Source organism: Alkaliphilus metalliredigens QYMF (genome assembly GCF_000016985.1).
In the GTDB taxonomy this organism is placed as follows: Bacteria; Bacillota; Clostridia; order Peptostreptococcales; family Natronincolaceae; genus Alkaliphilus_A; species Alkaliphilus_A metalliredigens.
Genome location: NC_009633.1, coordinates 387,369 through 413,870 on the forward strand (window position 1 = coordinate 387,369; position 26,502 = coordinate 413,870).

General features: G+C 39.1%; 24 protein-coding genes. 23 read left to right on the forward strand and 1 reads right to left on the reverse strand.

Going from position 1 to position 26,502, the window contains the following annotated elements; genetic code table 11:
* Nucleotides 1-9: 9 nt before the first annotated feature.
* The 4 genes from atpA to AMET_RS01815 are packed head-to-tail and all read left to right on the forward strand — an operon-like array spanning nt 10 to nt 4,261.
* The gene (atpA, locus tag AMET_RS01800) at nt 10-1,527 is read left to right on the forward strand and encodes a F0F1 ATP synthase subunit alpha (protein WP_011971489.1); all 1,518 of its coding nucleotides are present in this window, start codon (nt 10-12) and stop codon (nt 1,525-1,527) included.
* Between the two features lie 37 nt (nt 1,528-1,564).
* Complete coding sequence (atpG, locus tag AMET_RS01805) at nt 1,565-2,434, forward strand: ATP synthase F1 subunit gamma (RefSeq protein ID WP_011971490.1); 870 nt, start codon at nt 1,565-1,567, stop codon at nt 2,432-2,434.
* Between the two features lie 18 nt (nt 2,435-2,452).
* Entirely contained in the window at nt 2,453-3,847 is a 1,395-nt protein-coding gene (atpD, locus tag AMET_RS01810) for a F0F1 ATP synthase subunit beta (RefSeq protein WP_011971491.1), read from the forward strand.
* Nucleotides 3,848-3,856: 9 nt separating this feature from the next.
* Nucleotides 3,857-4,261 (forward strand): F0F1 ATP synthase subunit epsilon, encoded by a 405-nt coding sequence (locus tag AMET_RS01815; protein ID WP_011971492.1) that lies wholly within the window; start codon nt 3,857-3,859, stop codon nt 4,259-4,261.
* Between the two features lie 156 nt (nt 4,262-4,417).
* Here the strand turns inward: AMET_RS01815 and AMET_RS01820 are convergent, their stop codons facing one another.
* Nucleotides 4,418-4,837 (reverse strand): NusG domain II-containing protein, encoded by a 420-nt coding sequence (locus AMET_RS01820; protein WP_011971493.1) that lies wholly within the window; start codon nt 4,835-4,837, stop codon nt 4,418-4,420.
* A 325-nt stretch (nt 4,838-5,162) separates the two neighbouring features.
* Between AMET_RS01820 and AMET_RS01825 the strand changes: the two genes are divergently transcribed.
* The 19 genes from AMET_RS01825 to AMET_RS01915 all read left to right on the forward strand — a co-directional run bounded on the left by AMET_RS01825 (nt 5,163) and on the right by AMET_RS01915 (nt 26,415).
* Nucleotides 5,163-5,714 (forward strand): YueI family protein, encoded by a 552-nt coding sequence (locus AMET_RS01825; protein WP_011971494.1) that lies wholly within the window; start codon nt 5,163-5,165, stop codon nt 5,712-5,714.
* A gap of 221 nt (nt 5,715-5,935) precedes the next feature.
* Nucleotides 5,936-6,775 (forward strand): YwmB family TATA-box binding protein, encoded by an 840-nt coding sequence (locus AMET_RS01830; protein ID WP_011971495.1) that lies wholly within the window; start codon nt 5,936-5,938, stop codon nt 6,773-6,775.
* A 31-nt stretch (nt 6,776-6,806) separates the two neighbouring features.
* The gene (gene murA / locus AMET_RS01835) at nt 6,807-8,060 is read left to right on the forward strand and encodes a UDP-N-acetylglucosamine 1-carboxyvinyltransferase (RefSeq protein ID WP_011971496.1); all 1,254 of its coding nucleotides are present in this window, start codon (nt 6,807-6,809) and stop codon (nt 8,058-8,060) included.
* A gap of 106 nt (nt 8,061-8,166) precedes the next feature.
* Nucleotides 8,167-9,171: a stage II sporulation protein D gene (gene spoIID / locus AMET_RS01840; protein WP_011971497.1), complete on the forward strand. Its 1,005-nt coding sequence runs from the start codon at nt 8,167-8,169 to the stop codon at nt 9,169-9,171.
* Between the two features lie 121 nt (nt 9,172-9,292).
* A complete protein-coding gene (locus AMET_RS24060; protein ID WP_011971498.1) occupies nt 9,293-10,177 on the forward strand; it encodes a M23 family metallopeptidase in 885 nt (294 codons plus the stop codon).
* Nucleotides 10,178-10,419: 242 nt separating this feature from the next.
* Nucleotides 10,420-11,004 (forward strand): TetR/AcrR family transcriptional regulator, encoded by a 585-nt coding sequence (locus tag AMET_RS01850; RefSeq protein WP_011971499.1) that lies wholly within the window; start codon nt 10,420-10,422, stop codon nt 11,002-11,004.
* A gap of 72 nt (nt 11,005-11,076) precedes the next feature.
* Entirely contained in the window at nt 11,077-12,237 is a 1,161-nt protein-coding gene (locus AMET_RS01855; RefSeq protein WP_011971500.1) for an efflux RND transporter periplasmic adaptor subunit, read from the forward strand.
* The gene (locus tag AMET_RS01860) at nt 12,234-15,305 is read left to right on the forward strand and encodes an efflux RND transporter permease subunit (protein ID WP_011971501.1); all 3,072 of its coding nucleotides are present in this window, start codon (nt 12,234-12,236) and stop codon (nt 15,303-15,305) included. Before AMET_RS01855 ends, AMET_RS01860 begins: the two co-directional genes overlap by 4 nt.
* Nucleotides 15,306-15,445: 140 nt before the next feature.
* Nucleotides 15,446-15,709, forward strand: coding sequence for a sporulation transcriptional regulator SpoIIID (gene spoIIID / locus AMET_RS01865; RefSeq protein WP_011971502.1), 264 nt, complete (start codon nt 15,446-15,448; stop codon nt 15,707-15,709).
* A gap of 348 nt (nt 15,710-16,057) precedes the next feature.
* Nucleotides 16,058-17,083: a rod shape-determining protein gene (gene mreB / locus AMET_RS01870; RefSeq protein WP_011971503.1), complete on the forward strand. Its 1,026-nt coding sequence runs from the start codon at nt 16,058-16,060 to the stop codon at nt 17,081-17,083.
* A gap of 202 nt (nt 17,084-17,285) precedes the next feature.
* The gene (locus AMET_RS01875; protein ID WP_011971504.1) at nt 17,286-17,993 is read left to right on the forward strand and encodes an ABC transporter ATP-binding protein; all 708 of its coding nucleotides are present in this window, start codon (nt 17,286-17,288) and stop codon (nt 17,991-17,993) included.
* Nucleotides 17,994-17,996: 3 nt separating this feature from the next.
* Nucleotides 17,997-20,021: a COG1361 S-layer family protein gene (locus tag AMET_RS01880; protein WP_011971505.1), complete on the forward strand. Its 2,025-nt coding sequence runs from the start codon at nt 17,997-17,999 to the stop codon at nt 20,019-20,021.
* Nucleotides 20,014-21,363, forward strand: a complete 1,350-nt coding sequence (locus AMET_RS01885) for an ABC transporter permease (protein WP_011971506.1) — start codon at nt 20,014-20,016, stop codon at nt 21,361-21,363. The genes AMET_RS01880 and AMET_RS01885 overlap by 8 nt, the downstream gene beginning before the upstream one ends.
* A 110-nt stretch (nt 21,364-21,473) precedes the next feature.
* Nucleotides 21,474-22,601 (forward strand): flagellar hook-basal body complex protein, encoded by a 1,128-nt coding sequence (locus tag AMET_RS01890; RefSeq protein ID WP_242661373.1) that lies wholly within the window; start codon nt 21,474-21,476, stop codon nt 22,599-22,601.
* Between the two features lie 49 nt (nt 22,602-22,650).
* On the forward strand, nt 22,651-23,445 hold the full coding sequence (gene flgG, locus AMET_RS01895; RefSeq protein WP_011971508.1) for a flagellar basal-body rod protein FlgG: 795 nt from the start codon (nt 22,651-22,653) through the stop codon (nt 23,443-23,445).
* Nucleotides 23,446-23,475: 30 nt separating this feature from the next.
* Nucleotides 23,476-23,847: a rod-binding protein gene (locus tag AMET_RS01900; protein ID WP_011971509.1), complete on the forward strand. Its 372-nt coding sequence runs from the start codon at nt 23,476-23,478 to the stop codon at nt 23,845-23,847.
* 18 nt (nt 23,848-23,865) lie between these two features.
* Nucleotides 23,866-24,309 carry a 3-hydroxyacyl-ACP dehydratase FabZ gene (gene fabZ, locus AMET_RS01905; protein WP_011971510.1) on the forward strand — a complete coding sequence of 148 codons (444 nt, stop codon included), beginning with the start codon at nt 23,866-23,868 and terminating at the stop codon, nt 24,307-24,309.
* A 207-nt stretch (nt 24,310-24,516) separates the two neighbouring features.
* On the forward strand, nt 24,517-25,356 hold the full coding sequence (locus AMET_RS24065) for an REP-associated tyrosine transposase (RefSeq protein WP_011971511.1): 840 nt from the start codon (nt 24,517-24,519) through the stop codon (nt 25,354-25,356).
* A 171-nt stretch (nt 25,357-25,527) separates the two neighbouring features.
* On the forward strand, nt 25,528-26,415 hold the full coding sequence (locus AMET_RS01915; RefSeq protein WP_011971512.1) for a DUF368 domain-containing protein: 888 nt from the start codon (nt 25,528-25,530) through the stop codon (nt 26,413-26,415).
* Nucleotides 26,416-26,502 lie beyond the last annotated feature (87 nt).

The following is a 26,502-nucleotide window of genomic DNA, read 5'->3' on the forward strand; positions in this document are numbered from 1 at the left end:
TGATGTCAGATGAATCTGAGACCTGAAGAAATTAGCTCAATAATCCAAGAGCAAATTAAGCGGTATGAGAATAAATTAGAAGTCAAAGATGTAGGAACAGTAATTCAGGTTGGAGACGCGATTGCAAGAATCCATGGACTGGAAAAATGTATGGCTGGAGAGTTATTAGAATTCCCAGGCGGCGTTTACGGCATGGCTTTAAACTTAGAGGAAGACAATGTCGGGTGTGTATTATTAGGATCCGATGACAAGATCAAAGAAGGCGACACAGTTAAAAGAACCGGAAGAATTGTTGAGGTGCCAGTAGGAGAAGCACTACTAGGCCGTGTTGTTAACTCATTAGGACAGCCGATAGATGGTAAAGGACCGATTCAAACTGATAAATATAGGGATATAGAAAGAGTTGCGCCTGGAATCATTGCAAGAAAGTCTGTGCATGAGCCATTACAAACCGGAATCAAAGCCATTGACTCCATGATTCCAATCGGTAGAGGACAAAGAGAGCTGATTATCGGAGACCGTCAAACAGGGAAAACAGCCATTGCCATCGATACAATCATCAACCAAAAACACTCTGATGTTATTTGTATTTATGTAGCCATTGGACAAAAGAAATCCACTGTTTCACAGATTCAAGATACACTAGAAAAAAATGGTGCTATGGAATATACCATCATCGTTGCTTCTACAGCCAGTGAACTAGCCCCATTACAATATATTGCGCCCTATGCTGGTTGTGCCATGGGTGAAGAGTTTATGGAAAACGGCAAGCATGTATTGATTATCTATGATGATTTATCTAAGCATGCGGTGGCTTATCGTGCCATGTCCCTGTTGCTGAGAAGACCACCAGGACGAGAAGCTTATCCTGGAGACGTATTCTATCTACATAGTCGTTTATTGGAAAGAGCGGCAAAGCTAAGTGATGAAAGAGGAGGCGGTTCTTTAACAGCCCTGCCACTGATCGAAACACAGGCGGGAGACGTTTCTGCATATATTCCAACAAATGTAATCTCCATTACTGATGGACAAATATTCCTAGAGTCTGAGCTTTTTTACTCAGGAGTTAGACCAGCGGTTAACCCTGGTATTTCTGTATCCCGTGTTGGAGGAAATGCCCAGATCAAGGCAATGAAGAAGGTTGCAGGTACCCTGAGACTTGAGTTAGCTCAATATCGTGAACTGGCTGCCTTTGCACAATTTGGATCTGAATTAGATAAAGAAACCCAAGCCCGTTTAGCCCAAGGGGAACGTATTATTGAAATGCTAAAACAACCACAATTTAAACCAATGCCTGTGGAAGAACAGGTCATGATGATCTATGCCATTACAAATAAATATCTAACGGATATTGAGGTAGTTGAAATTGGACCATTTGAATCCCAATTCATATCCTATATGGTAGGGCACCATGCTGAAGTTGGTCAGGCAATTCGAGACAATGGGGTCTTGGACCAGGCCTCTGAAACAACCTTAAAAGAGGCTATAGAAGCCTTCAAAAAGCAATTTAAGGCCGAAAGGGAGTAGTGCCAAAGCAACTGCTCAAAGCAGGAGGTGAAAAGTTATGGGTGTAGGTATGCAGGATATTAAACGACGCATTAAAAGTGTTAACAGTACAAAACAGATCACAAAGGCAATGGAGTTGGTTTCCTCAGCAAAGCTTAGGAAAGCAAGACTGAAACTGGAAAAAACCCGTCCTTACTTTAAGGTTGTTGAAGAGACCATCAATGACATTGTTTCTTCTACTCAAGGAATTCGACATGATTTGATTACTCCTAGGGAAGTGAAAAAGACAGCATATATTGTCATCACTGCAGACCGTGGATTATCCGGTGGATACAATGCCAATGTCATTAAGGCGGCGGTGAACCATTTGCAGGAGAAGGAGCGTGTTTCCATCATTGCCATTGGCAAAAAAGGTAGAGGCTTCTTTAGAAAGCGTGGATATGATCTAGACGGGGAATTCACCAAGATATCAGAGAACCCCTCTTTTTCTGATGCCCAAGGGATTGGAAAGCTAGGGATGGAGCTCTATAAACAAGAATTAGTTGATGAGCTTTATTTAGTCTATACTGAATTCGTTAGTACCATCACTCACAAGCCTAGGGTGGTTAAACTACTGCCCCTAGAGCCACAGACTGGTGGAGAAGGAGCTGAAAAGCCAAAGGAACGAGATGAATTTATGTCCTATGAACCCTCTCCAGAGGAGGTATTGGATTATTTAATTCCTAAATATATAGAGAGTATGCTCTATGGTGCCCTGGTGGAGTCTTCCACAAGTCAACAGGGAGCAACAAGAGTTGCCATGGAAAGTGCCACAGATAACGCAACGGATATGATTGACGGGCTACAATTACAATATAACCGAGCGCGACAAGCCTCCATTACTCAAGAGATTGCAGAAATCGTTAGTGGAGCCGAGGCATTAAAATAGAACAAAGGAGGTAGAAGGATGGCTACAGGAAATGTAGGAAAGCTGGTTCAAATTATTGGAGCGGTTGTCGATATAAGATTTAGTAGCGAGGAGATTCCAGCGCTATTAAGTGCGATTACGATCCAAGGACCTGATGGACTTGTTACTGTTGAAGTCGCGCAGCATATCGGTGATGATACCGCTAGATGTGTGGCAATGAGATCAACCGATGGTCTAGTAAGGGGAATGGAAGCCATTGATACAGGGGCACCTATTACGGTCCCTGTAGGAAGAGAAACCCTAGGTCGAATTTTCAACGTATTAGGAGAAGTAGTAGATGAAGGGAAGCCAGTTGAGGCTAAAATGCATTTACCGATTCACCGTGAAGCCCCAAGCTTTGAAGAGCAAGAGGCAGCCACTGAAATTTTCGAAACAGGAATTAAAGTCGTTGACTTGATTGCTCCCTATGCAAGGGGTGGAAAGGTTGGACTATTCGGAGGAGCCGGTGTAGGGAAAACCGTATTAATTATGGAATTAATTAATAATATAGCGAAAGAGCATGGTGGACTCTCTGTATTCGCCGGAGTTGGTGAGCGTACAAGAGAGGGAAATGACCTGTATCATGAGATGATCGAGTCTGGGGTTATTGATAAAACATCCCTTGTGTACGGTCAGATGAATGAGCCACCAGGAGCCAGAATGCGTGTTGGTTTAACAGGATTGACTATGGCAGAATACTTTAGAGATCAAGAGGGACAGGATGTTCTGTTGTTCATTGATAATATATTCCGATTTACCCAAGCCGGTAGTGAGGTGTCGGCCCTATTAGGTCGTATGCCAAGTGCCGTTGGTTACCAGCCGACACTGGCTACGGAGATGGGTGCCCTCCAGGAGCGAATCACTTCTACTAAGAAGGGATCAATCACTTCTGTACAGGCAGTTTATGTACCAGCCGATGACTTAACTGACCCAGCACCAGCCACAACATTTGCCCATTTGGATGCAACCACAGTACTTTCTAGACAGATTTCTGAGCTAGGAATTTACCCAGCGGTGGATCCATTGGACTCAAACTCAAGAATCCTTGATCCAGCCACTGTTGGACAAGAACATTATGAGGTAGCCCGTGGGGTACAGGAAGTATTACAAAGATACAAAGAACTACAAGATATTATTGCTATTCTTGGTATGGATGAATTATCCGATGAAGATAAATTAACAGTAGCAAGAGCAAGAAGGGTACAACGTTTCCTATCTCAACCATTCTTTGTTGCAGAACAATTTACAGGTATGGCAGGAAAGTACGTCCCATTAAAAGAGACAATTAGAGGATTCAAAGAAATACTAGATGGAAAGCATGACGACTTACCAGAATCCGCTTTCTTGTTTGTCGGAAGTATAGACGAGGCTGTAGAAAAAGCAAATAAAGGGTAGGTGGTACGTATGGCTTCTAAGTTCCGTTTGCAAATCGTAACACCAGATCGAACATTCTTAGATGAAGAAGTAGAAATGGCTGTTGTTAGAACTGTTTCTGGTGATGAGGGGATATTAAGTGACCATATGCTAATGGTGACACCTTTGAAAATCGGCAAGATGAAAATCCAAATAGGGGATGAACTTAAGGAAGCCACTATTGCTGGCGGATTTATTCAAGTGGATCAGGATAAGACCATCATCATTACCGATGCAGCTGAATGGCCTGAAGAAATTGATGTATCTAGGGCAGAAGAAGCAAAGCAACGGGCCGAAGAGAGACTTCAGAAAGAACGAGAGGAAGTGGACACCTTTAGAGCAGAGATTGCTTTAAAGAAGGCAACCAATCGTTTGGGGTTGACCAAAAATAAATAAAGAAAGGAGGCAGGGGTAACCCTGGCTCCTTTTTTGAGTACTTGCCATAGCATAAGACGAATTTTTAAGCACTTGTGATTTTTAACAAAGGGGCGTTAAAAATAGAGTGCGCTATGAGTCGTTGCGATAGCATAAGACGAATTTTTTGAGCACTTGCTAATATGATATAATATCAAAATCGTACTCTGGTGGATCTTCCTCCTCGATGGTGATGATGAGGCGGATGGGTAGACTGACAATCATTTGATAGGATTCGCTGATCCAGCCCATGTCGGTGTGGATGGAGAGGGGGGAAATGTCGTCTGAGAGACGGTGGAGCATCACTCGCCCATCCTTCATTTCGATTTTCCCAGTATAGGATTGACCCCTAACTTCGAAGGGAAACTCTAAAAATTCTGCTTCGGGACTCTCTTCTAGTGGAAATCGATGGATCACTGTACCATCTAGGTTGACAACCACCATTTTTCCTTCCTCGACAGTTGTTAAAAGTCTAGGGATTGCAAAGATTGAAGCCACACTCAGCGCCAGTATGGCAAAGATTAAAATTTTATCTCCTTTTGTCATCATTTTAAACATAAAGTGAAACCTCCCAGTAGGTAAAGCGTACTATCGTCATATTGTCATATTCTGCAAATGCACTGTCTTCGTATATTCTAGTAAGCTTTTAAGTTGTGCACACACAGAAAGATAAATTATTCATACACAATCATTTTATATTATATATTATTTAACAAAGTTTTTCAAAAGAATTATGTCCCAGTTTTTTGGGTAACTTAGTAATGAGCATATTAATAAAAGAATATGATTGTAAATGTAGGGGAAAATTTATTCTCCAAAAAGAAAGAAATCCTAAAGGTGCAGGAGAATTCATTCTCCGATAATTACATATAGAGGTGATAAAATGTCCAAGAAAAGTGAATTAGATAAAACAATTGAAGTGGGTCTCCATGGGACACCAGAGATCAAGAGAGAAGAAAAGAAAAAATGGTTGGGAGAATTCAGGGAAAGGGTTGTCCTAGGACTCACCAAGGAACAGGCTGGGATGATGGAGGCTGAAAGATACGTGGAGGAGGCCCTACGGGATCCTATGGGTGAGATGCTCATCTTAAACTATAGCCTACCAATGAAAGTGACTTCCAAGTATATGCGTGTGGCAAAGGACTTAAATAAGGAATACCGCTCTGTCTCAACAGATTATCCAGAGGCTATGGGAATTGTGGTGGCCAGTCGAAATGCAATTGACCGACAGGCTGTGATGCCAGAAATTCAAGGATTCCCAGAAAAATTCAAGCACTTAAGGCATAAGGAGCTCTGTGGAGAATGCTATGGTGAACTAGAACAGATCGCTCCTGATTACGTCAGTCAATTTAAACAGATTAACTTTTTTAATAAGATGATAGGAATCAAATGTAGTGCTTGTGAAAAGAAAGAAGACGGTGGACCGTTGATGTAAAAAAATAAAAAATTTTCACAAAGTGTATAACCTCCTTAGACCGGGTCAATAATTAAACTAAGAAGGGAAGAGGCTCAAGATGTAAAATATAGATGTTTTTCGTCCCCCTTTAACATCGTACTTTACAGACTTAGGTCTCTTCCCTTTGCTTATGCATATTTTTATGGAATTTACCCATTTAAATATGCAACTTTCTAAAAAAGAAAAGGAGGCTACATATTATGAAAAAGATAGCAACCATGGCAATTATTTTTTCGTTGTTTTTTGGACTGGTTTATTATGCATCAGCCTATTTTATAAAGGATCAAGAAAATATTGGAGATGTGGAAATCCATGGAATTATCCAGGCATTTGAAATAAGTGAGAGTCGTTTATTGGAATATAACACCAATACAACTTTATCTATCCCTGACACATTTTGGTCCATTGAGGAAATGAGAATCATAAAAAAGGATTTGATCAAAGCCTTTGAACTTAATGGCCAGAGAAAAGATATAATAAATTATGAGCATCATGACCCTTATTTTATTGAAGATTACGAAGAGATAGAGGGAGATGTTATTTATTCTAACGAGATTCAGGAGGAAGGATATCGACAAATAACATTGACTGCCATTGAAAATAGTGGGAAAATATCTGTAATTATCCTACAAGCAACGGAGTTTGATGGAGAAAAAGAAGCACATATTATTGTTGACATTGTCCAGAATAAAGAGTATAAAGGTATAGTGGAAACATGTAATCAAAGTGAGGGAATTTTATCGAAATATGGAATGGATATGGAAACCACTATTATAATTGTGGGGACCTATGACGAAGAGATAGAAACGAAAGCACAGTTGGCGAAGCTAGAAGAAGTTTTACATGCTGTTATGGGACAAAAAGTCGAACAAGTACAGGATGAGCATTACACAATGCTAACAGGATATACATCCTTGATACCCCAAGCAATTCAGTATGATGGAAAAACTGTCAACTTACAGCTGGCAATGCGCTATAATTCATATGAAAACCGAACTTATTTATGGATTGCAACCCCTTTGATTACCACCACTTACTAATTGAATTGGATATAGAAAGTGAGGAAAAAATGTGGGCAAAATCATTGTAGAAAAAAGTGGACCATTACAAGGAACCATTCGGGTAAGTGGCGCTAAAAATTCAGTTTTACCGATTCTAGCCGCCTCCTTATTAGCCACAGAACAATGTACACTAGAAGACGTTCCTGCCCTCAAAGATGTAGAAGTCATTTGTGAAGTACTCACATCCTTAGGCGCCGACGTAAGAAGGATTTCCAGGGATAAAATAGAAGTGAGTGCTGCAGATATTGATAATTTTGAAGCACCCTATGAATTAGTGAGAAAAATGAGAGCGTCCTTTTTAGTCATGGGACCATTATTAGCTCGATTAGGGAAGGCTCGAATTTCAATGCCTGGAGGGTGTGCCATTGGCACCAGACCTATTGACCTGCATTTAAAAGGGTTTAAAGCATTAGGAGCAAAGATTACAATGGGGCATGGCTTTGTAGAAGCAAAGGCAGACCAGTTAATAGGAAGTCGTATTTATTTAGATTTTCCCAGTGTTGGGGCAACAGAGAATATTATGATGGCTGCAGTTTTAGCTAAGGGGCAGACAGTTATTGAAAATGCTGCTGAAGAGCCAGAGTTAATCGACCTAGCCAACTTTTTAAACAAAATGGGTGCTGATGTGAGAGGCGCTGGAACAGATACCATTAAGATTAATGGGGTAGACAAATTAGGAGGCGCTGTTCATCCAGTGATTCCAGATAGAGTGGAAGCAGGAACCTATATGATTGCGGCAGCCATTACCGGAGGAAACCTATTCATCGATAACGTGATGGTAGATCATCTCAAGCCTATCATGGCTAAGCTCAGGGAATGTAATATTGAAGTCAGCGAAGAAGGAAATGGTGTCCGGGTTATTGCGGAAAACCGTCCTAAGGCAGTGGATATCAAAACCATGCCTTATCCAGGGTTTCCCACGGATATGCAGGCCCAGTTTATGGCCTTGATGTGTGTTGCTGAAGGAACCAGTGTCATTACCGAAACCGTATTTGAAAATCGTTTTATGCATGTCAGTGAGCTCAAGAGAATGGGTGCTGACATCAAAATAGAAGGGCGTAGTACTGTCATTGAAGGACGGACTGATCTCCAGGGAGCTCCTGTAAAGGCAACGGATTTAAGGGCTGGAGCAGCCTTGATTTTAACAGGACTTGTATCTGAAGGTAAAACAGAGATCTCAGATATTTATCATATTGACAGAGGCTATGTGGATATTGAAGAGAAGCTACGAAATGTAGGAGCAATTATATATCGAGAAGAATAAATGAAATGATTGATAACCATCTGTTTCCATTAGGGAATAGGTGGTTATTTTTTTATAGGCAACCGCATATACCTTATTATGGTGCAAAAGTGAGGAGAGGTGACGGATGCGGCGTATTTTTTTTACAGTAATTGCTTTTGCGGTGGCGACACTGCTCATTCCTATGCTGATTATTAGGAGCTGTGATTTATCCACTCCTGAGGAGGACAAGTCACGGGATCCAGCGGTGGTTGAATCGGATTTAAAGGTGAATGTGTATAACCATGATACTGGGGAAATCATGGAGCTCTCATTGGAAGATTATGTGACAAATGTTGTTGCAGCTGAAGTGCCGGCTGCCTTTGAAGTGGAAGCCATCAAAGCCCAGGCTGTTGCCGCAAGAACATTTACAATTTGGAGGCGATATCTATATGGGGAGGAAGGACATCCAAACTATCCTGGTGCCATTTTATCAACAAGTCATAGGGATTCCCAGGAATGGTTATCGGAGGAACAATTATTAGAACGTCATGGAAGCCGATGGATGAATGATTATTGGCCTAAGATCCAAGAGGCGGTGGAAGAAACCCAGGGTGTGATTATGACCTATAACATGCAGCCCATTGAACCCCTATATCACTCCACCAGTGGTGGCATGACGGAAAACTCAGAGGATGTGTTTGCATCAGCAGTCCCTTATCTACGGAGTGTTTCCAGTCCATACGAGGAGAGATCCCCTGTGCTTATTGATGAAAAAATAGTATCGATTAAAGAATTCATTGATACCATAAAAGACAGATATCCTAGAATAGAATTAAACCAAAGTAACCTAGACAGACAAATAGACATTTTAGAAAGAAGTAGCGGAGGAAGAATCACAAGAATTAAGGTGGGGAGTGAAGAACTAACTGGACGAGAAATTCGAGAATTTTTTGAACTGCGCTCTGCAGATTTTGAGATGAATTTTAGTCAAAATAATGTGACGTTTATAACAAAGGGATATGGCCATGGGGTTGGTATGAGCCAATGGGGGGCTAATGGAATGGCAGAACAGGGGTACAGCTTCGAGAAAATTTTAGAGCATTATTATCAAGGGGTGACATTAAGTCGATTGGTGACCTATAGAGAGTAGGGGAGGCTAGATCAAATTAACCTTCCCTGCTTCATCATGTATAAAAAATTACCTTCTTCCATTTGCTAAATTTGTATATTTCATCATGAAATGGTGATAATACCAAATGGAGGTGGGCTTTATGTCAAACGAAAATAATAATAAAAACAATAATGACAAAAAGAAAGACAAAAAAACATTGTACCAGTTTTTAGACAAGGAAGGATTTTATATTATTCTATTTTTATGTGTATGTATTGTTGCAGTGACCGCAATTTGGGTATCGAATCAAAGTGGAGATGACTTTATTAGTGAAGCTCCTGAGGATCGAGGCCCTGATGTTACCTTAGTGGAAGGTGATGGGGAGGAGCAAGAACAAGAAGAGGACTCTAGGGAAACGGCTATTGTAGGTGAATCTGAGGAGGAAGGGGAACCCTCTGAAGAAACCTCTCAGAACACTGAAAAACTTGAAGAGCAAGAGCAAATACAAGAGCAGGAAAGTGAAAAACCAATCGTAGAGGCAACACCAAAGCAAGAAGAGAAACCGAAAACACAGGAAATCATAGAAGACAAGGATGCTAAAGAAGAAGTGGCACCTACAGCTAGCAGTGCCCAAGACATGGCACTGCCTGTGGTTGGGAAGTTAGGCATGTCCTTTGCCGATGACCGTCTTGTTTATCATCGAACACTAGAGCAATGGGCAACACATCATGGGATTGACCTTCATGCTGAAGAGGGTGCACCGGTCAAGACAGTCTTAACTGGAGAGGTTGTTGAGGTCCTTAATGACTCCATCATTGGGATTACCGTGACCATCGATCATGGGGATGGATTGATGACAAGATACAGTAACCTGTCTACCGATGCCATGGTCAATGTAGGAGATCATGTAGAAAAGGGTAAAACCATTAGCGGGGTAGGAAAAACCTCAGTCAATAAAAGAGAAGAAGGGGCACTACTTCATTTCCAAGTATTGAAGGATAACAAACCAGTAGATCCACAGGCTTATTTACCTAAACTAAATTAAGTATTTTAAGTGGCTATTGTTCTAAAAAGAGTTTTGTAGAGGTAAAGTAATAAACAGGGTGGAATAACTAAAGATGCTTTAGTTATTCCACCTTTTATTTATGAAAAATTGCACTATGACTAGAACATATAGGTGGGTATTGTAGATAATCTAAATGGAAAATTACATATTGACAATAGTAAACTAGTAATATACAATAAATGAATAATTATTTATTTATTGTTGCGTAGGGAGGAATAACTGTGGCAAGAATTACTGAACCTGAAAAAATGGAGAATATTAAGAAGGCTGTAATGGGGGCGATCATAGAACATGGATATACGGGTATGTCCATTGCTTCAATCAGTGAAAGAGCTGGTGTATCACCAGGTTATCTATATAGACATTATAGTAGTAAAGAAGAGTTAGTACAGGAATTGGTAGATTCACAAATGAGTAAAATTTTTAACAGCTTCATAGCAGATATTGATACATCCAGCACGATTTATGAAGCCGCATATAAAACCATAGGAAAATTATTTATGAAAGCCAATGAAGAACCAATTTTAGCAAAATTTATGGCTTCAGTTGTGATGGATGTTAGGATACCAGCAAAAAACAAAGCTGATAATTTCAAAAACATCTTAGAACTAGCGAGTAAATGCATCGAATTAGGAAAAAAAACTGGTGAAATTAATCAAAGGGTAACTGCAACGGAAGTATTAACTGTTTCTTTTACGATACCCTTTAGATATTTATTAATCTCATTTGAATTAGATAAAGATAAGAAATTTACACAAGAAGAGATAAAAAGAATAACAACAATATGTGTTAATGCAATGAGATAATTTTTTTTAAATATAAATAAATAAATATTCATTTATTTATAGTGCTGCACACATTAAATAGGGGGTATCAATATGAAGAGAATAACATCAATTCTACTTATTAGTCTTCTAATATTAACAGGCTGTACTGCTGAACACATAGAAGAAGAAAAGGAAGTTGTTAAGAAGGTTTATACAAAAACGATAGAGGCTTCAGCATATTCTAATGACTTAACCCTGAGTGGCAATGTAGTTCCAACTCAAATGGTTAAGCTATCCTTTAAAATCCCTGGAGTTGTTTCCAACGTTTTAGTTAATGAAGGAGATGTTGTAAAAGAGGGTCAACCTATTGCCACAATGGAACAAGGAGATTATTTAATTAGGGTTAAGGCGTCACAAGCAGAGTTAGAAGCAGCTAGACTACAAATTGAAACGGAAATTCCAGCTAAAACGAATCAGGCGAAAGCACAATATGAACTTACAAAGATAAAGTATGATAGAGTCAAAGCTCTATTTGAACAGGGGGCTGTTTCTCAGTCTCAATTGGATGAAATTTCTACAAAATTAATCGTCGACGAAAATACTTATAATCAAGCAGTAGATGCAAAAGAAGTTGCAGAAACAAAACTTCAAATGGCAGAGGCATCTCTTGACTTAGCAAATGCTAATATAAGTGATACGACAATTTACAGTCCTATAGATGGGGTGATTTTACAGAAAATAGTAGCGTCAGGGGAAACAACAAGTGGGGGGCATCCTATCGTCGTAATTGGTGAGGTAAACAAGGTTTGGGCGGAAATCGGTGTCTCGGATGAATATATAAATGCTTTGCGTATCGGTCAAAAATCGGATGTTTATATTTATGGTATAGATAAGACTGTGGAGGGAATCATTGATGAGATTGCGTTTTTAGCAGATACAAAAACCAGAACATTTCCTGTGAAAATTTTACTAAATAATCCTAATGGAGAACTAAAACCAGGGATGATTACGAAGGTAAACCTTAATTTAAGCAATAAGGAAAAAATGCTGATTCCTTTATCCAGTGTCCTACAGCTATCTACTGGTTCAGCTGTTTATGTTTACTCAGAAGAGACTCAAACGGTTAGTATGAGAATGATTGAAACGGGGGAAATCGTAAAGGATAAAATTGAAGTGATTGAAGGATTGGAGCTTGATGAAAAAATAGTTATTGAGGGGCAGTTCCTTCTTCGTGAGGGAGAGCAGGTTGTGGTAGAGGAGCTGATAGTATGATTAAGTGGAGTGTAAATCATAAAAGTATCATTATGCTATTTGTAGTTCTGACACTAATAGTGGGTGGATTTTTATATGGGGCTATGGAGAGACAAGAAAATCCTACTGTTGCAGCTCCAGTAGCTGTAATCAAGATAATCTATCCAGGTGCGACACCTGAAGATATAGAGAAACTCATTATAAAGCCTGTTGAAGATGAAATGAACAGAATTTCTGACATAAAAACAATAGAAAGCTTTGCTCTAGATAGTATTGGCATTGTTAAAGTGACATTGAAGGATCTAAGTGATGGAAAAATTGATGAAGCTTGGAATGAAGTAAAATCTGGGCTGGACACCGTAAAACCATTGTTGCCACCAGATGCTCATGAGCCAACGATGGAAACAGACCTTGCAAGTTCTTATGGTATCATTATAGGTCTTACTTCACAGGACTATACCTACCAGAACTTAAGTGAAGTTGCAAATAAATTGAGGGATGAACTGATAACAGATCCAGGTGTGAAGGCTATTGACATTGATGGAGAGATCAATGATCAAATCCATATCAATCTTGATATGATTAAGCTAGAGCAATATACTGTTTCTCCAACAGACATTGCCACCGCAATAAAGGCTAGAAATATTAATATTCCTGGAGGGAATCTTGTAATGGATCAGGTGAAGATACCGGTCCAAGTGTCGGGAGAATATAAGGACATTGAAGAAATCAAAAACACCATTGTAGCTGTATCCACTGAAACAGGGGCACCCATTTACTTAAAAAATGTTGCAGATGTGGTACGGATACAAGAAAAAAAAGAAATATTCGCCTCTGTCAACAATGAAAAGGCTTTGCTTATTGGTGTAGAATATATGGATGGACAAAATATCGTTGCCATAGGGGAACGATTAAATACCATCCTTGATGAATTTAGCATGAATCAGCTCTATGAAAATATGGAACTTATTACACTGACAGATCAGGCGAATTTTACAAAGGATGCTATCAACTTATTTGAAAAAAATCTTCTTTCTGCTATCCTACTAGTGGTTATGGTGGTAGTTGTAACAATGGGGCTTAGAAGTGCCATCGTTGTGTCTTTGCCCATCCCCATTGTCATAGTCATGGTATTTATTTTCATGTATTTATCGGGTATACCATTGCATCAGGTCTCAATAGCTTCACTCATTATATCTCTTAGTCTATTGGTGGCAAATGGTATTGTTGTCAATGACAATATCAATGTTTACCTGGAAAAGGGACATGACAGACTAACTGCTTGCACAAAGGGGATTCAGGAGGTGAAGATTCCTATTCTAACCTCTACCCTTACGACGGTGGCTTCCTTCATACCTTTGGCTATGATGCAGGGAGTTTCAGGGAAATTTGTAAAAAGTCTGCCTGTTTTGGTTTCGGTTGCTTTAATAGGTTCCTATATTACAGCCTTAACTGTTATACCTGCCCTAGGCTATAAGCTTTTAAAGGTAAAAGAAAAGGATACCGAAGGAAAAGGAATAAAAACAAAGATAGCAAAAGTTTTAAAAGTAGATGGATTTTCCGCATATATATTGAATCTTTATGGAAGGTTGCTTAAGGGAGCATTAAAGATCCCGGTTCTTGTGATATTGTTTTTTGTAGGGACTTTGATAGCAAGTCTATGGGTGATACCATCATTAGGGGTTCAGCTGTTTCCACCTGTAGAGAGAGATCAATATGTTATCGATGTTACGACACAAGACGGTAGTGATGTAGAAAAAACTGAAAAAGCAGCCATAATGATAGGTGATTTACTAAAAGAAGATGTGACTATTAACGACTTTGCATACAAAGTGGGTGATGGTATGCTGCAATATTATGTTACATTTATCCCAAATGACCCAGCTTCTAACAAGGTGCAATTTCTTATAAATGGTGATCGTGATGAGGTTAGTAGAATAGAAAAAGAATTGAGTACAAAGGTTCCAGGGGTCTCCATAAACATAAGGCAATTGGAAAATGCAGCACCTGTTACGTATCCAGTTCAGGTACGGGTATCAGGACAGGAAATATCGGAGCTGAGACGTATAGCAGAGGAAATAAAAGATATTACTCATGATGTGCCAGGCATAAAAAGCATAGAGGATAACTATGGATATGATTCCTATAAGCTTAATATAAGGGTAAACGAAGAAAAAGCAAATTTAGTGGGTGTTACAAACTATGATATCGCCAGCACTGTAAGAATGGCTGTTAACGGACTTACAGTTTCAGAGCTTAAAGAAGAGGACATAGAAAAGGATGCTATTCCTATAATTCTTAAAATTCCTGATGAAAAGAAACAAGATAGAGATGTTCTAAATAATATTTTTATTACTTCTCAAATTACAGATAAAAATATTCCTATCAATCAAATTGCTGAGATAGAGACAGAGACTTCTTTAAACAAAATAGTGAGAAGAAATGGAGGAAGAACCATTACTGTAGGAATATTTGTTGAAAGTAGGTACAACTCAAATGAAATTTCAAAATCTGTGGAAGAACTTTTAAAAGATTATAAATTACCAGATGGATACACCATAGAGTTTGGGGGAGAAAGTGAAGAACGTAGCGATGCCTTTGATTCTATGAAAGTTCCTGCTATCCTTGCAATTGTTATTATTTATCTCATTTTAGTGATACAATTCGGCAACTTAAAAGAACCTTTAATTATCATGGGAACAATTCCTTTATCCTTCATAGGGATTATATGGGGGCTAAAGTGGATGGGATATCCCATAGGATTTATGGCACTTTTAGGGGCTATAAGTTTAATGGGGGTTGTGGTTAATAATGGGATTGTCTTGCTGGATTTTATTAAACTTTTAGTAAAAGAAAAGGATGATGTGAAAGAGGCTATTATTGAGGCGTGTAAAACCAGGATGCGACCGATTATGATAGGCATGATTACCACGGTTATTTCACTGATTCCCTTAGCCTTATCTGGTGGTGCATTGTGGGCACCGATGGCTACTTCAATTATATTTGGTATGTTGGTTTCATCTGTTCTAACATTACTTGTCATTCCTTGTGCATACTTTGTTATTCAGGGGAAGGAAGGCTTAAATTAGTGAATCTATAACAAGATATTCTGAGTATTAAATTAAAGTATTTACCTAAACTAAATTAAGTATTTTAAGTGGCTATTGTTCTAAAGCCACTCCCCCCCTCATATGATAAATTAAGATATGATCATAGAGGGGGGTAAACGTTGAAGGACTATATAGAAAAGCGAGCCGTTGAAATCGCAAACTATATTATAAATCAAGGAGCCACCGTCAGACAAACAGCTCGTGTATTCGGGGTGAGTAAAAGTACAGTCCACAAAGATGTTACAGAGAGACTTCCGAAGATTAACCCTCTAGTGGCTAATCAAGTGAAAGATATACTTGATACCAACAAGGCAGAAAGACACATAAGAGGTGGAAAAGCCACGAGGATGAAATATAAAAGCAAAGATAGAAGAGTGCAGTGAAAAAGTAAAGTGAAAGTAAAGGGATCTCCTCGGTTTTTTTGAGGAGATTTTTTTATATGAATTCATATTTTCATGGTTTAAGAGGACCAAAAGTAAAGGAAGACAAAAAAATTAAAAAAATTAAAAAAAATTAAAGGATTTTGTTTTTTTTTATCGAAACCTATTCATATTGCGTACATATAAGAAGAGACTTAAATCTACTTTTGTGGCAGTCCTTAGTGTGTTTATCCACAGGGAGTCTTGGTAATATACCGAAGATCAAGAAAGGATATTCAATATACCTTGAGTAAACGAATTAATAACATAAATGGAATGACTAACAGCGGATTAAAGAAAGCGGGGATAAGTATGTTTGGTTTTGGATCTGATATTGGAATTGATTTAGGTACTGCAAGTGTTTTAGTATTTGTAAAGGGTAAAGGAATAGTGTTACAGGAACCATCGGTGGTAGCCATTGATAAGAACACCAACAATATTTTGGCTGTAGGAGAAGAAGCAAGAAGGATGCTAGGAAGAACACCGGGAAACATCGTGGCCATTAGACCCCTAAAGGATGGTGTGATTTCTGATTATGAAGTGACAGAGAAGATGTTAAGGTACTTTATCCAAAAGACTACGGGAAAGCGCATTTTCTTTAAACCCAAGATTATTGTGTGTGTACCCAGTGGTGTAACAGAAGTTGAAAAACGAGCTGTAGTAGATGCCACCACAGAGGCTGGGGCCAGAACAGCGTATTTGATAGAAGAGCCTATTGCTGCGGCCATTGGAGCAGGATTGGATATTTCGATACCAAATGGGCATATGATTGTGGACATTGGAGGCGGAACCTGTGATGTTGCTGTTATTTCCCTAGGTGGAATTGTGGTCAGTACATCCATTAAGGTAGCTGGAGATAAGTTTGATGAAGCCATTATTCGCCATATGCGTAAAAGACATAATATTATGATTGGTGAAAGAACTGCTGAGAATATGAAAATCGAAATCGGTTGCGCATATCCTCGGGCAAAGGAAGTGACCATGGATGTTAGGGGGAGAAATCTTGTGTCAGGACTTCCTGTTAACATCAAGATTTCCAGCGAAGAAATATTAGATGCACTGGAGGAATCGGTATCATCCATTGCCGATGCCGTACATAGTGTGTTAGAAAAAACACCACCGGAGTTAGCTGCGGATATTAGTGATCAAGGGATCGTCATGACTGGTGGTGGTGCACTCTTGTGGGGGCTAGATAAGTTGATTTCAAAAAGAACAGGAATTCCTGTTTATATTGCAGAAGATGCGATTTCCTGTGTGGCTAAGGGAACCGGGCAGGCATTAGATTCCATACATCTTTTAGAATCAGGTGCAAATGCCAAAAGAGGTGGCAGACGATAAGGGGTAAAAGTAGAAGAGCTACCTAATAGAACCAACAGATTCAATCACGATAATATAATCAAACTAGAAATGTATAGGAATCCTGGCGCCAAAGGATTCCTATGTTTATGCCAGGAAGTTGGATTTAAAAGTTTGAGTTGTATTGATGTAATGAGTAAGGCAGTCTATGAGTTCAAACAGGGGTTAGGTTTTAGGGGGGATTATGATTAAAAAAGCAATTGAATTAAAAAATGTTAGAAAAGTGTACCGGGTAGGTGAAGAAAAGGTCATCGCATTGAATGATATATCATTTTCGGTAGACTATGGAGAGGTTTGCTGTTTATTGGGGACTTCCGGCTCTGGAAAGTCCACCCTATTAAATATGATGGCGGGGCTTGAAAAACCCACAAGGGGACAGGTGATTGTCAATGGAAGACATGTGGAGAAAATGGATGAGAATCGATTGGTTCAATTCAGACAGAAAAATATTGGGTTTGTCTTTCAGTCCTATAATCTTTTGCCAACATTAACCGCCATAGAAAATGTGAGTTTACCCCTTACCTTTAGAGGGGTGAACAAAAAAATAAGAGAGCGGTTGGCAGTGGAAATGTTAGAGGCTGTGGGATTAAAAACCCATATTAAACACAAGCCAACTCAAATGAGTGGCGGACAGCAACAAAGGGTTGGGATTGCCAGAGCATTCGTGACAAAGGCACCCATTATTTTTGCCGATGAGCCAACGGGAAATTTAGACTCCAAGACAACTGATGAAGTATTAAAACTGATGCTTCGATTAGTTAAGGAGAATAATCAAGCACTTGTTTTAGTGACTCATGATAAGGGTATCTCTAAATTTGCCCACAAAGTATACTATATGTTAGATGGAAATATTGAAAAAGTCGAAGTGAACAGCTCGAAAATGGGGGGATAAAACATGAAGAAAAGAATAAATAAGATATCTATAATATTATTATTAATCTTGATACTGCAACCATTTAGCGGATATGCACAGGATCGAATACAAGATGCTAATCTAGTGATTGGTAGAAACTATAAGGTTCCTGTTTTACAGGCGGGAAATGAAGAGAGACTATCTATACCAATTGAAAACACCACATCTGGTGAAGCGTATAGTATATATGTTTCACCGATAATTGATGACCCGGCTGAATTTCCTTTTGTAATAGATCAAATGATACCTAGTCGGCGGATTGCTGCCATTGCAGGAAAAACGCGTGAAAATGTTCATTTTAATTTCCAAGTACGGTCAAATATAGAGCCTAAAACATATCCGATTCAATTCAATATTGAATATACATTGCCTAGCGGAAACATCGCTAAAACTTCAGAGACAATATATATACAAATAGAAAATGACCAAGAAGTCCCGAATCTAAGGTTGAACCTGATGAAAATGGCTCAGGATAAGCTAGTAGCAGGACAAAATCAACCTGTGACATTAACAATTGAAAATACAGGGGATTTAGTAGCTAAGAATATTGAGGTGCAATTGACTGGCGTGGAAGCCAATGGCATCAGTCTAATCACACCGATTGATACTCATAAAATTGATCAGATGGAAGGAAAAGAGAAAAAAGAGGTTTTCTACACAATTGTAGCAGATGATAATTTAGAGGATGGAACTTATGTTTTAGATCTGATTATGAAATACAAGGATGAATATAATAAAGCTTACGAAGGTGAAAGCAAGGTACGTATTCCTGTAGTTGCAAGTAGTAGCGTGGAGACGAGTTTCTCTTTAGAAAAACTTAATTATCCAGAAACTGCCATTGAACCACATACTGATTTCACCATATCCTTTGATTTGAAAAATACTGGAGCAGAAGATGCACAGAAAGTTAAAGTCAGTATTGATGGTGGCGAAGGAATCCTGCCTAAGTCTATGCCAATTAAAAACATTGGTAATCTAGTAGCAGGTAAACAACAACCTGTAGAGTTTACTCTTTTTGCCAAGGAGGGTATTGAAGACAAAAATTATCCCATTCAAATTACTGTAGAGTATGAGACCGATAGTGGTCGAACCAAAGAGATGAAATCCTTCGAACAATATGTTGGTGTATTTGTTAAGGATAAAAAAACATCTGCCGGAGCTCCTAAAATTATTGTTGATCAATATGATTATGATGGAGAGTATGTTAAGGCGGGAGAACCCTTTGACTTGACGGTTTCATTTTTGAACACCAATCATGAAAAAACAGTCAAGAACATTCGGGTGAGTATTTCTTCCACTGGAGATGTTTTTGCACCGGTGACGGGAAGCAACTCTTTTTTCATTTCGGAAATTACATCCCAGGGGAGTACAATGAAAAATATTTCATTGAGACCTAAGGTGGATGCAGAGTATGATACCCATAACTTATTTATAGACATAGAGTATGAGGATGACCAAGGAGAGGCCTATAGTGTCAAGGAAATGGTGGGAATTCCAGTTGTACAAAATGTCACATTGATGATAGATGAGGTCATGACTTCACCGGAGAACTACTCAGGAAATCCAACGGCACTATCGGTGGAATTTTATAATACTGGTAGGGCTCTCATTAGAAATTTAGTGATACGAACTGAAGGGGATATTGATATCACCGAAGGAAGCTTATATATAGGCAATCTAGAGCCTGGAAAAAACAATTATTATGATGTGACAGTCACCCCTAGGGAACCAGGCACAACAACCGGCCGTATGATCTTTGAGTACGATGATGAGATTGATCAACATTATGTGGTAGAGAAGGAATTCTCTATTGAAGTAATGGATCAAATGGAAATGTATCCACCGGATGATTTTGGTGAGTTTGAAGAGTTTAATGAGCAATCAAACAGCCCCATGATTCGGATCGTAGTAGGCGGAGGAATGCTGCTGTTGGTGATTGGTGGATTTGTGTGGCGGAGAAGAAAGAAAAGAAGAGCGGAGGCAGAGGAAGTGGAAGCCTATGAATAGCCTAGACTTATTTAAAATGGCTTTGGATAATCTTCTTAGGCGAAAGACCAGGACGGTGCTCACAGTATTGGGTGTGGTCATTGGAACCAGCTCCATTGTTGTGATGCTTTCCCTAGGGATTGCCATGAATGAGGGATTTAAAGATCAATTATCTAATATGGGAGATCTAACCATGATTGATGTCCACAACTATGGAGGATATGATGGAGATGGACGTTCTAGCCAAAGTAAGCAGGTGCATCTAAATGATGATGCAGTCCGACGATTTAAACAAATTCCAAAGGTGCAAGGGGTTATGGCCACTAAATCAGCCTATATGAAGATGGCAGCTGGAAACATGGTGGGCTATGTACCCATCATCGGGATTGATCCCCTGGTGATGGAGGCCTTCGGCTTTAAAGTAGCTGAGGGACGCATATTGATGCCCACTGACAAGGAATCCATCGTGTTTGGTAAAAATATTGCCATGAATATGTATAATCCTAGACTCAGAAATGCCCAAAGAGGGGGCTGGGGAAATGAACAGCCCCAGGTTAATTTGATTAGCAATCGTCTGGAGCTCACCACCAATATGGAATATGGTGAAGTGAGGAATGTGGGGCAAGAAACCGATCAAAGCTATACACCCCCGAAGCCCCATAATGTGCAAGGGGTGGGGATTTTAGAAGAAAGCTTTAGTGAGAAGGATTATAATGCCTATATGAATATCACGGCCCTAGAAAAAATATTAGAAGAGGATCGGCGGGCCAATCGTCAGGATCGGTCCATGGGCAATATGCGCCAGAATGAAAATGACTATGAACGGGTGAGTATCAAAGTAAATGAAATCGATGATGTGCTAGGGGTTCAAGAAATTGTAAAGGATATGGGATTTCAAGCCTTTAGTTTAACCGACATGTTAAACTCAATGCAGGAAACTGCTCAAACAATACAAATGGTTCTGGGAGGTATTGGTGCAGTGAGTTTATTTGTAGCTGCCATAGGGATTACGAATACCATGATCATGAGTATATATGAAAGAACAAGAGAGATCGGGATTATTAAAGTCCTAGGGGCAAACTTATCAGATATTCGAAAGCTTTTCCTGATTGAAGCAGCCATGATTGGACTTTTAGGCGGAATAATGGGCCTGGTGTTAAGCTATACCATTTCCTTTGGATTAAATAAAATCAATGTTGGCTTCATGGGACCAGGAGGCGGAGATACAGCAATATCAATCATTCCAATTCAATTATCCCTGGCAGCTGTTGCCTTTGCCACGGTGATCGGTATTGTTTCAGGGTATTCCCCAGCTAGAAGGGCCATGAAATTAAGTGCTTTAGAGGCCATCAAATCAGAGTAAAATCAGCATGTTTTCTAGATGTAATACAGCACTTCCAGTAAGAGGAAGTAAAAAGAATAAAAAATATTGTGGAAAGGCCTTTATAAAGTAGCCCTTAATGCCGATATAAATTGATAGAGAAGAATAGAAAGTTCGAGGTGTACATTATGTTTAGAGGACTTTACACAGCAACCTCTGGAATGCAAACGGCTCAGAGAAAGCTAGATGTCACATCAAATAATATAGCCAACATAAATACAACCGGTTTTAAAAAGGATGTTGTTGCGGCTGAAAGCTTTCCAGAGGTATTGATTCGAAAGATCAACCATGATATTCGTCCAAGGCCATTTAATTTAAATTCTGGAGTTGAAGTGACCAGAGAAGGAGAAGCCCTTGGATTGTCAACGGATGCAGGGTTCTTTCGGGTGGAAACAGATCAAGGAATCAGTCATAATCGTGAGGCGAGTTTTGCCCCGGATGAAGATGGATTCTTACGAACCTATCGAAGAGATCTTAATGGCGAGATTGATGCTTCACGAGGAAACTATTTACTAGATGCCACAGGACAACGGGTCCAAGTAGATAATGGAAATCTAGAGGTAAACAACCAGGGACAGCTCACTTTTGGTGGTGGTGCCACCAATTTACTCTATCGACCATTGGGGCATGTGCTGGGGACTATGAATAGTGGTGTACGCATTCAAAAAATAGAGACAAACTTTGCCCAGGGGGCAGTTGCTGAAACCGCCAATCCCTTAGATGTGGCTTTAAATGGACAAGGATTCTTTAGAATATTAACTCCTAATGGAGAAATGTATACACGAAATGGAAATTTCACAATGAGTAATGAAGGTCAATTAGTGACCACAGAGGGACATGAAGTAGAGGGAAATGCTGGGGCCATTACATTTAACGAAGCCCAATTGATGGCAGCGGAAAACATTCAAATCACCGACAAAGGAGAGATCCTCTTAGATGGCGTTGTAGTAGACCAAATTCAGATTGTTAACATCAACAATGTGAAGGACTTAAGAAAGCATGGACAGTCCTATTATTACGGAGAAGAAGGCTTTGAACTAGAGTTAGCTCCCTTCGAAGGTGAAGTGCTCCAAGGGTATTTAGAGGAATCGAATATTAACAGCATTCAAGAAATGGTGGAAATGATTAGCACATTTAGAGATTATGAAGCAAACCAAAAAGTAGTACAGGCCTATGATGAGATTCTACAGAAGGCGGTTGGTGAAATCGGGAAGTTGTAGTGATGAGGGAGAAACAAAAAAAGCGTACTATTAATTAGGAGGAAAAACAATGAGAGCATTATGGACCGCTGCTTCTGGGATGAAGGCTCAGCAATTAAACATTGATACGGTTGCAAATAATATGGCCAATGTTAACACCACGGCATATAAGGCGCAACGAACCGAGTTTAAGGATTTATTATATGCCAACATGAAAAGAACTAATTTAAATAATGGACAAGGAAGTCCTGTCAATTTACAGGTAGGTCATGGGGTGATGCCGGTGGCGACTTCTAGAATGTTTACAACAGGGAATTTAGAGCAGACTGCCAATCCATTGGATGTTGCCATCGATGGAGAGGGTTTCCTGGCCATTGAAGGCCCTAATGGAGAGATTTACTACACAAGGGATGGTAGCCTCAAGTTCAGCGTAGAGATGGATGAGATGCGTCTTGTGACCTCTGAGGGCTATACAGTGCTTTCGGACTTTGACTTCGAAATTATTTTTGATGAAGGTATGAAAAATATTGCAATTTCTGAAGGTGGTGTCATCACTGCAGAAAATGAGTTTGGGGATATTGAAGAACTAGATACAATCAAGTTAGTGAAATTTTTAAACCCCCAGGGCCTTGAATCAGTAGGGCGGAACCTGTACAAGGAAACAGTGGCCTCGGGAGAAGAAATCCCAATGGAGGGGGAAGGTCGTACCAGTAGTATTTTACAGGGTTTCTTAGAAACCTCTAACGTGCAAATCGTAGATGAGATGGTGAAAATGATTACGGCACAAAGAGCCTATGAAACAAGCTCTAAGACCATCCAAACTGCAGATGAGATGCTAGGGATGGCAAATAACCTTAGAAGGTAATAAATAGGAGTACTGAAGGGAAGAATAATCATGAATCCAATGAATGCTATACATAGATATGTTCCGACGAAATCAGCTCCTGAACTTAAGGGAAACGAAGATGCCCAGGGTCTAAAGGAAGTCACCCAGGATTTCGAGGCGGTTTTCATTAACATGATGCTTAAGCAAATGAGAGCCACCGTTTCTGAAGGGGGCTTGACTGAAAAGAGCTATGGCAGAGGAATCTTCGAAGAGATGCAGGATGAAAACATGGCTGAGGTCATGAGTAAAGGTCGCGGGATTGGCATCGCCCAGGAGCTTTATCGTCAATTGTCTCATCATGTTCAACCGAGAGCCACAGTTTCTCAAGAGGCATCTAATCAGGAGACTGAAGCAATAGACGAAGTTGTGACAGAAGATTAAAAACAGGAGGCTTGCCCTATGGAATTGAACAATATAGAAATTCAAAAAATAATTCCCCATCGTTATCCATTTCTATTAGTAGATAAAATGGTGGAAGTCGAGCTAGGGAAAAGAGGGGTGGGCATTAAAAATGTTACTGCCAATGAACCCTTTTTTCAAGGACACTTTCCAGGTAACCCAATTATGCCAGGGGTACTGATGACAGAAGCACTGGCCCAGGTGGCAGCGCTTATCTGTATGGGTCTAGAAGAAAACAAAGGAAAGCTCGGTGTGTTTACTGGGATCGATAAGTGTAAGTTTCGTAGACAAGTAGTACCAGGGGATGTATTGAGATTAGAAATTGAAATGACGGCACTACGCCGGGGAATTGGAAAAGCAGAAGGAAAGGCCTATGTAGGAGAAGAACTAGCCTGCAGTGCCAGCCTGACATTTGCATTGATTAATCCTAATACTGATAAATAAGTCATCGAAATAATGTGAACTGTCTCAATAAAACATCATATAATACAAAAAATTCTTAGGAGCTAATCCTGGGGATTTTTTTATGCCTTAAAACCTCCCTGAACCTCCGGTGCCTGACACCAACTTATAAACTTGTTTACATTTAGCAATAAATGTAGTAAAATATCAACAAGATTAATAAAAACAATTTCGTTGATGGAGGTAGCCATGGGGAGAAAGCCAAGGGTAGAATATAAGGGCGCGATATACCATGTGATAAAGAGGGGAAATAATAGAGAATATATCTTCCAAAACCGGGAGGATAAAGAAAGTCTTTTAGCCTGTTTAGAAGATGCAAACAAAGAGGAAGTGTTTAATTTATTAGGGTATGTGATCATGGATAATCACTACCATTTGATGATAGAAACAAAAGAAAAGCCTCTTCATAAGATTATGCAAAAGGTGAATAATACATACAGCAAAAACTACAACAAAAGGCATAAACGATCAGACCATGTTTTTGGAGGGAGATATAAAGGGATTTTAGTCAAGGATGACAAATACTTATTTTCTTTGCTGAGATACATCCACTATAATCCAGTTAGAGCTAAAATGTGTGAAAACATAGCCCAATACAACTGGAGTAGTGATCAATTTTATCGTAATAACATTAAAAAACAGGTGCATATCGATAAGATATTGAATATGTTTTCTCCTAATCGAAGAATGGCCCTGGAGGCATATGAAAGATTCATGGATCAAAAGGAGCCAATCATCAAAGCAAAGGACTTCTATGAAGAAGGGCATGAAATAGGAGAATTAGAAAAGGAAAACAACTCTAGCCCTACTGAGAGTCGAAATAATAATAAAAATTTAGATGAAATTCTAAGAGACGTGGTTGATAATGAAGACGATTTTCAACTTATTAAGTCTGGATCAAGAAAAAGATATTTGAGAAATTACAAAATCAGTTATGTAAAAGCCGCTGTAGAACAGGGCTATACATTTAAAGAAATAGGTAACCACGTTGAGGTATCAGCTGTAGCAGCTAATAAAATGGTGCAATGAGGCATCTATCATTTCTAACGTCTTGAGCCAGGGACTTAACTTGTTAACTTATTGTAAATCAAAGCACCTTTTATTAAACCAAAGGTGTCTGTCACGAACTTATTGATTGAGATGAGAGATACGGAGATAAAAGGGGAATAAGAAAAGAAACACTAGGCAGGGGGATGCACTATGGAAAAAGCAATGGAAGATGTTATAGGAGTAAGTAAAAATCAAACCTTACTACTAATGAAAGGAATTATATTAGGTATGGGAGTCATCATTCCAGGGATCAGTGGGGGAACCATTATGATAGCATTTGGAATGTATGAGAAAATGCTGGATGACTTATTGAAGTTTCATATTAAACCGTATATAACTATGGGATTTGGGGCACTGTTAGGCGTTTTTACCGGAAGCTTTGCATTTTCCTACCTATTTGAGTTTTATAGAAATCCTACCTCTGCTTTTATATTAGGTTGTCTTCTTATGTCAATTCCCTTTATCCTTAAAAGAAGCAAAGGTTATACTAGAAAAGATGTAGCTCTATTTGTTATTGGTGGAATTTTAGCCTATGGTTTAATGGAGATGCCAACTCTTTTACAGGCAGGAGGCTTAACTGCTTTTCATATATTTATAGCTGGATTTATCTCTAGTAGCACTATGATGATTCCTGGAGTTTCTGGAAGTGCTGTGCTAATTATTCTAGGGATTTATGAAGAGATGCTCCTTGTGATTAATGGGTTTCAATTAATTAATTTATCCATTTTTGTAATGGGAGCTGCTTTAGGTGTATTTATTTTAGCTAAGTTATTGAAAACTCTTTTTTCAATCCATGGATCTCAAATTTTATTTTTCTTTTCAGGACTGATTCTAGGATCTTCTAGAATCCTTTTTCCTAGTGAACTTGAATTCTTATCCCTTATCACTTTTATTCTGGGGGTAGGGGTTGTATACAAATGGGGTAACTTTAAGTATAAAAAGAATAGTCCTTTCTTAGGACGAACATATAAATCTATTAAGAGTAATATAGAGACTTTATCTTATAAAATAGGACAAGTCATTAGAAGGAAGCAATAAGGGTTGATTTATAATGTTAGTTGTTTATAAACCTTAGGAAATATGTATTTATCTTAGTTGAAGTTAATATTAAGAAATAATATCAGG